The 5,666-nt window shown below is 56.8% G+C and carries 9 protein-coding genes; 7 read left to right on the top strand and 2 right to left on the bottom strand.

The genetic code is table 11. The features are described 5' to 3' along the window. Window positions 1-170 precede the first annotated feature (170 nt). Window positions 171-611 (bottom strand): hypothetical protein, encoded by a 441-nt coding sequence (locus C6W91_RS20655; RefSeq protein WP_370571544.1) that lies wholly within the window; start codon window positions 609-611, stop codon window positions 171-173. A 134-nt stretch (window positions 612-745) separates the two neighbouring features. Between C6W91_RS20655 and C6W91_RS20650 the strand changes: the two genes are divergently transcribed. Further along, window positions 746-985 carry a DUF4160 domain-containing protein gene (locus tag C6W91_RS20650; protein ID WP_274354307.1) on the top strand — a complete coding sequence of 80 codons (240 nt, stop codon included), beginning with the start codon at window positions 746-748 and terminating at the stop codon, window positions 983-985. Next, window positions 978-1,379: a DUF2442 domain-containing protein gene (locus C6W91_RS20645; protein ID WP_370571543.1), complete on the top strand. Its 402-nt coding sequence runs from the start codon at window positions 978-980 to the stop codon at window positions 1,377-1,379. The genes C6W91_RS20650 and C6W91_RS20645 overlap by 8 nt, the downstream gene beginning before the upstream one ends. 3 nt (window positions 1,380-1,382) lie before the next feature. Here the strand turns inward: C6W91_RS20645 and mobQ are convergent, their stop codons facing one another. Next, a complete protein-coding gene (mobQ, locus tag C6W91_RS20640) occupies window positions 1,383-2,405 on the bottom strand; it encodes a MobQ family relaxase (protein WP_370571542.1) in 1,023 nt (340 codons plus the stop codon). 219 nt (window positions 2,406-2,624) lie between these two features. Between mobQ and C6W91_RS20635 the strand changes: the two genes are divergently transcribed. The 5 genes from C6W91_RS20635 to C6W91_RS20615 all read left to right on the top strand — a co-directional run. Next, window positions 2,625-2,882 (top strand): hypothetical protein, encoded by a 258-nt coding sequence (locus C6W91_RS20635; RefSeq protein WP_080459127.1) that lies wholly within the window; start codon window positions 2,625-2,627, stop codon window positions 2,880-2,882. After that, the gene (locus C6W91_RS20630) at window positions 2,879-3,394 is read left to right on the top strand and encodes a hypothetical protein (RefSeq protein ID WP_370571541.1); all 516 of its coding nucleotides are present in this window, start codon (window positions 2,879-2,881) and stop codon (window positions 3,392-3,394) included. Before C6W91_RS20635 ends, C6W91_RS20630 begins: the two co-directional genes overlap by 4 nt. Window positions 3,395-3,686: 292 nt before the next feature. After that, window positions 3,687-4,694, top strand: coding sequence for a replication initiator protein A (locus C6W91_RS20625; protein ID WP_370571540.1), 1,008 nt, complete (start codon window positions 3,687-3,689; stop codon window positions 4,692-4,694). Between the two features lie 226 nt (window positions 4,695-4,920). Further along, window positions 4,921-5,358, top strand: coding sequence for a hypothetical protein (locus C6W91_RS20620; protein ID WP_370571539.1), 438 nt, complete (start codon window positions 4,921-4,923; stop codon window positions 5,356-5,358). 75 nt (window positions 5,359-5,433) lie between these two features. Continuing rightward, on the top strand, window positions 5,434-5,666 hold a 233-nt coding region (locus C6W91_RS20615), incomplete at its 3' end, for a hypothetical protein (RefSeq protein WP_370571538.1).

Genomic DNA, 5,666 nt, shown 5'->3' with positions numbered 1-5,666 from the left:
TTTTCAGACTTTCCTTAAAATCAAAACGAGGCTCGGTTTCGGCTTTAGAGGTTTTGAGAGTTTGGCGGGTGCCGCAGTGGTTGGGCAAGAGGATGAACTTTTGCTTGCGGCTACGAGGGCGGCAGCCCAGCTCTCCTAGAGGAACAAAATACCCCAGGAAGCTGAGGTATCTACTTTCCTAAAACCCTTCCCCAAAAACCGCGCTTAACTGATGCAGTGGAAACCTCACGCTGATCGGTCAGAAGTGCATTGAGACGCGCCCGCTCAGCCTCTGCACCATCCAAGCGAGTGCGCAAATCCTCAATCTGATCGACGAGTTGGCCGCGCTCCCTGTCGCGCTCGGCGGTCATGGCGTCGATCCGCTCTCTAAGCATCTTAACTTCGACGCCCAAGGCGCTGTTTTCATGCGTTTCCTCCGGGGTTTCCGATTGGTTTTTAGGACTGTTCGGAAACGGGTTCGCGGACATCCACCTGGAAAGCTCTGACGGATCAATCTGCCAGCGGCCCTTGTCGTCCTTCTCGGCAGATATGCCGCCTGAATTAAGGGCTTTTGACAGCGTGCCCTTTGAACGCTTCGCGGTTTTCGCCGCCTGTCCAAGTGTCAGTTTCATGGTGTTTCCGCCTGTATTTCACGGGGGTTTCCCCTTGGTTTTCTTGCCGTTCAGGATACACACATCGGAAACACCCGCCAATAGGCGGTTTGCAAGTCTCTTGAAAAACCCATCATGATAGGTTAAATTCAGTTATGGTCACCATATACCGAGCGCATGGTCTGCGCGTCATCATCTTCACAGACGATCATGAGCCGGCCCATGTGCATGTGTTCGGTGATGGGCAAGTCAAGATCAATCTGATCGGGCCTGACGGGGCTCCAGCTCTTGTCTGGGCCCAGGGCATGAAGGGGAACGATGTGCGACGGGCCGTGCAGATCGTCCAGGACCAGCAAGAGGCGTTTCTTGCCAGATGGAGGGAAATCCATGGTTGAAATGACAGATTCTGAAATCAATGCCGCCATTGAGCGTGGCCACATCGCGCAGCAGACCGAGCCGCGCGCGGATGCAGTGCGCTATGACAAGCGAAACAGCCGTATCATCGTCGATCTAACCAACGGCTGCACCTTCGCCTTTCCACCCCGTGTGGCGCAGGGGTTGGAGACTGCAAAGGACGAAGACCTCGCCGCGGTTGAAATCCTCGGTGCTGGTTACGGCCTGCATTGGGAAGCCCTCGATGTGGACCTGTCCATCCCCGGCTTGCTGGCGGGACTGTTCGGAACCAAAGCCTATATGGCCCGGCGGGCAGGGCAGGCCAAATCGCCAGCGAAAGCCGCCGCCGCCCGTGAAAATGGCCGCAAGGGCGGCAGGCCGCGCAAACAGGCATGATGGTCACAAGCTGAACCCATCATCCCTTTCACGGCTGATATCGCGCTCGTTCTCAATGCTCCGCTCTACCTCTCTGTCCCGTTCTCTGACCTGCTCATGCGCGGCCTCAAGCGTCGAAAAATCCGCCCCGCGCAACGCCTCGGCCAACCCGTTCAGGGAATGCTCGGCCACCTCCAGCACACGGGCGTAGGTCTCGGCAAAACGCTCGCGCAGACCGGACACAACCTCGCGGACCTGTTCCAGCCGCCCGTAAGCATCGCGCCACAGATCGCCAGCGGTGGTCTGGATGCCGCGCCGCTCCATGCCCCACGCCTTCCAGCCAATATCCGGCAGGGGATCGCGGTCCAGCTCCACGGCCTCAATCTCCAGCTCGTGAGCGGTCTTGGTGTCGCCCCGCTCAAGCGCCCGCTCCTTGAAGTCCAGCTTTTCTTCTCGCTGTGCATCAAGGCTGCGATGGTCGATCTCACGCCCGACCTCGATCTCGCGCAGATAGGCGTTGGCATGATCGGCCCAACTCTCGCGCCAGTCCTCCAGCAGCTCCTTGCTGTTCCATGAGCGGTCTTTGCCCTCAAAGCCGTCTGCGCCGATGGAACGGGTAGTCAGCATGATATGGGCGTGGTGGTTGCGCTCATCCCCCTCCCTTCCAGGGGCATGCAAAGCCACATCCGCAATCATGCCCCGATCGACAAAGGCGGATTGCACGAAGGACCGCACCAGAGAGGTCCGTTGTGCGTCCGTCAGCTCGTGGGGAAGGGCGACCGTCACCTCGCGGGCGAGCTGGGCGTCCTTTCGCCGCTCCACCTGCTCGACGGCGTTCCACAAGGTTGCTCGGTCCCTCAGGGCTTCGGGTGTGCCGTCAGGGGCGAGGATCTCGGTGTGCAGGACGCCGGTGCGGTTGGAGTAATCATGCTCCAAACCTTGGCGGTGGTCCTCGATGCGCTCGGCTGTCCGGTAGGCGGCGGCGGCAACGGCACTGCGCCCCGTGCTGCGGGAGATCATCTTTGCGGAGAAATGATAGATCGCCATCGGAGCGGGTGAGCCTGTGCGGTTGGTCCAGGGCAATGCCCTGGTCTGGTGGGGTTTGGGGCGGGCGAAGCGCCGCCCCATGTTGCCGCGAGCGGCAAAGGGGAATGGCGTCGCCTTGGGGTTTACCCCGTTGAGATCTCACACATTGCCTTGGCAATGTATAAGTGAGCACTTAAAGTGTTTCTACCGTAGCACCCAGAACAGGACCTCGCAACTCTGATGCCCCGAACCATCGACCAGCAAATCGCCGAGGCCGAAAACAGGGTCCAGAGGCTCAAGACCAAAAAACGGACAAAAGACACTCGCCGAAAGATCATCGTCGGCGCGACCATCATCCCTGCGGCCTTCAAGGACAAAAAGCTGGCCCGCTACCTGGTCCGGTTGCTGGAAACCTCGCTGACGCGGGCCGTGGACAAACAGGACGCGGAACCCCTGCTGGATGAGCTGCGGAAATTCATCGGAGACGACCAGGCATGAGCAACGACCCCATCAAGACCCTGACTGATACCCTTACCCTGCTGCGGGTCGAGATCGCCGATGTGAAGAAGCGCCAGATCACGGAAGAACGCCTCAAGCACCTGCAAGCCGCACTGGAGGATAGCGCGGAAAAAATCGCGGGGGTCCAGAATGCAGCCTCGCAAGGGGGCAGGGAAGGCGCGTCCCGTCTGGCCCATTCTCTGGATCAGACCGCCCGTGAGATGCAGGAGAAGGTTGATGATGCCGTGCGCAGCCTCTCAGAGGCCCGTAGAGCGGCCTCAAGCACGGTTCTGGCCCGTAGGCGCAACGTCTGGCTCCTGATGGCTTTCTCAGCCCTTACAGGGCTTGCCACGGGCGCTTTGGTTTCCGTGGTAGTGTTCGATTACTACCTGGGCCGGGATTTTGCGGACAGTGTCCAGCTCATGGGGCTGGATTGGGCCTGCACCCGGCAGGATGGGTTCATCGCCGATCAGCAGAACGGTAAGTTCTGCGTGTTCCAGATCAGCGAATAATCCACAGGCAACGCCTAGTGTTAATAGTGTTACCTACGGAGTATGTTACGGGGCCAAAAATCGCCCTTAACTCACTGATACCATAAAAGGAAACTATCCACAGGGTTCCGAAAGGGTCAAACGTGGGTTCCGAAAGGGTCAAATTCTGGTTCCGAAAGGGTCAAACGAAAAATCGCCTCTTGGGGGTTCCTGATGGGTCAAACTTTGGTTCCCGATAGTGCGAACCCCGCGCGGTTCCTGATAGGTCAAATTTGGGGTTCCTGATGGGTCAAATTTCCCGTAGCCTGTGAGCATGCCTTTGCTCCCGGATAGACACCCCCAGAAAGACTTCTTCATCCTCGATATCGCGGATGTCGTCCCTAAGGACGACACCGCCTCGATGGAGCACCCCCTGTTCTCCCTGGCGACCAAGCCGGACATGCGGCATCTGGTTTACCAGAACGGCGAAAACAGGCTGGAAATTGTCCCCTCCGGCCTTGGCCTTCCCACCATCAAGGACAAGGATATTCTGATCTTCTGCATCAGCCAGTTGATGCACATGAAGAACCGGGGCGAGAAGATCGGGAAGCGCGTCCGGTTCAGCGCCCGCGAGCTGTCCATCTCCACAAACCGTCCCATTGGGGGCAACCACTACAAGCGGCTGGAGCAAGCCTTCAAACGGCTACAGGGGACACAGTTCACCACGACGATCCGCACAGGCGGCAAGCGTGAAGTCCGGATTTTCAGCCTCGTGGACGAGGCCGGATTCGTCATGCAGGAAGAAGGGATATGGCGGCTCGATTATTGCGAAGTCGTCCTGTCTGACTGGTTTATGCGGGCGATTGAGGCCAACGATGTCATAACGATCTCGAACGACTATTTCCGCCTGCGCCGCCCGCTGGAACGCCGCCTGTATGAGATCGGCCGCAAGCACTGCGGTAGCCAGTCAAAATGGCACATCGGCCTCGCCAAGCTTCAGGAAAAGACCGGCAGCAACGCCCCCCTGAAGAAGTTCCGGCTGAACATCCGCCAGATCATCGAGGACGATCACACGCCGTTCTACCGCATGGAGTTGACCACAGATGACTTGGTGATCTTCCGTCCGCGCTCACCACAGAGCGACCTCTCGCCCGAGATCCGATTGCCGGAATGGGCCGAGGACAAGGCGCGTGGCATCGCCAGGGACAAGGGCAGGGATTACTATGCTATGCGCTCTGACTGGCTGGCGTTCGCCAAGAGCGAAACGGCCAAAGGCAACCCACCGAAGAGCCCTGGCGCTGCATTCTTGTCCTATTGCAAGAAGCAGGAAATATTACGATAAACCAAATATATAACCAATATGGAGTGTCGCTACGAATGGCCGACTTAATTTTAATTACGATTGGAAACGGTCCTCCCGTCCGCTGCGCTGACCTCGACGATGCGAAGGCGAAAGCACTAATGGCCACGGATAGCCAAGTTGTCGTTGAAATCACTCCGGCGGGTTCCGGAGGTCCGATTACCACCCTGAAATTTGATCGAAGCACGCAAGATTGGGTGCCATTCTGATGGTTATTCTCTTTCTTGTGGCGCTCCTGCTCGCATGGCCCACTGCTGGTATTTCGATAATCGCTTACGTCGCCTTTGCTGTATTCAAAAGCTATCTGAACGCAAAATCCCGAATACATTATGGCAATGAACGCAGAGCTGAACGCGAAGTTGGTTCTGGCGCCAAGCACGTTCCTTCATGGGCCGGAGACAACGATGAAAACCAAATTTTCGTCGAGGTCATTCAGAAAGGGGCAATGAGAAAAGGGGTTCCTCAAACTTTCCTCTGGGCTGTACTCGGCGACACAGACACCTTTCGAAGCCTTGTCTACCTAGCCGGAGCCATGGAACGTGAAGGCGCATCATTTGTAGAGCAGCAAGTCGCGGTATCCGACAAGCTTGTGCAGATGTGGGAACAAGCACCTGCAAAAGTTCGGTCAGCAGCTCTTAGCCCCTAAAAATTGCATCGAGCGCCGCACCGAAGATTTCATAAAAAAATAACTACAAATGACAGTTTACCCAAGGGGTGTCGAATGAAGATGTTGAGCTTTAAGGACTTTGTAGCGGATTTTGGTAAGATTACTAAGCACCGGATGAATATGTCCATGTACGATGATAATTTCCAGTGCGCGTGTGGAGGAGAACACTGGTTTCAATATCATGGTATTCAGATAATTGGGGATGGCTTTTATAAGGTTATGGTTCTTTGTCCTAAGTCAAACCACGTAACAAGTGTTAAGGAACGTCTGAACAACGTCTTCGGCTG

Origin of the sequence: Phaeobacter sp. SYSU ZJ3003 (assembly GCF_041300735.1) — a bacterium.
GTDB lineage: Bacteria > Pseudomonadota > Alphaproteobacteria > Rhodobacterales > Rhodobacteraceae > Phycobacter > Phycobacter gallaeciensis_A.
Note: the sequence above shows the minus strand (reverse complement) of the source record. Positions and strands in the feature narration are given on the sequence as shown.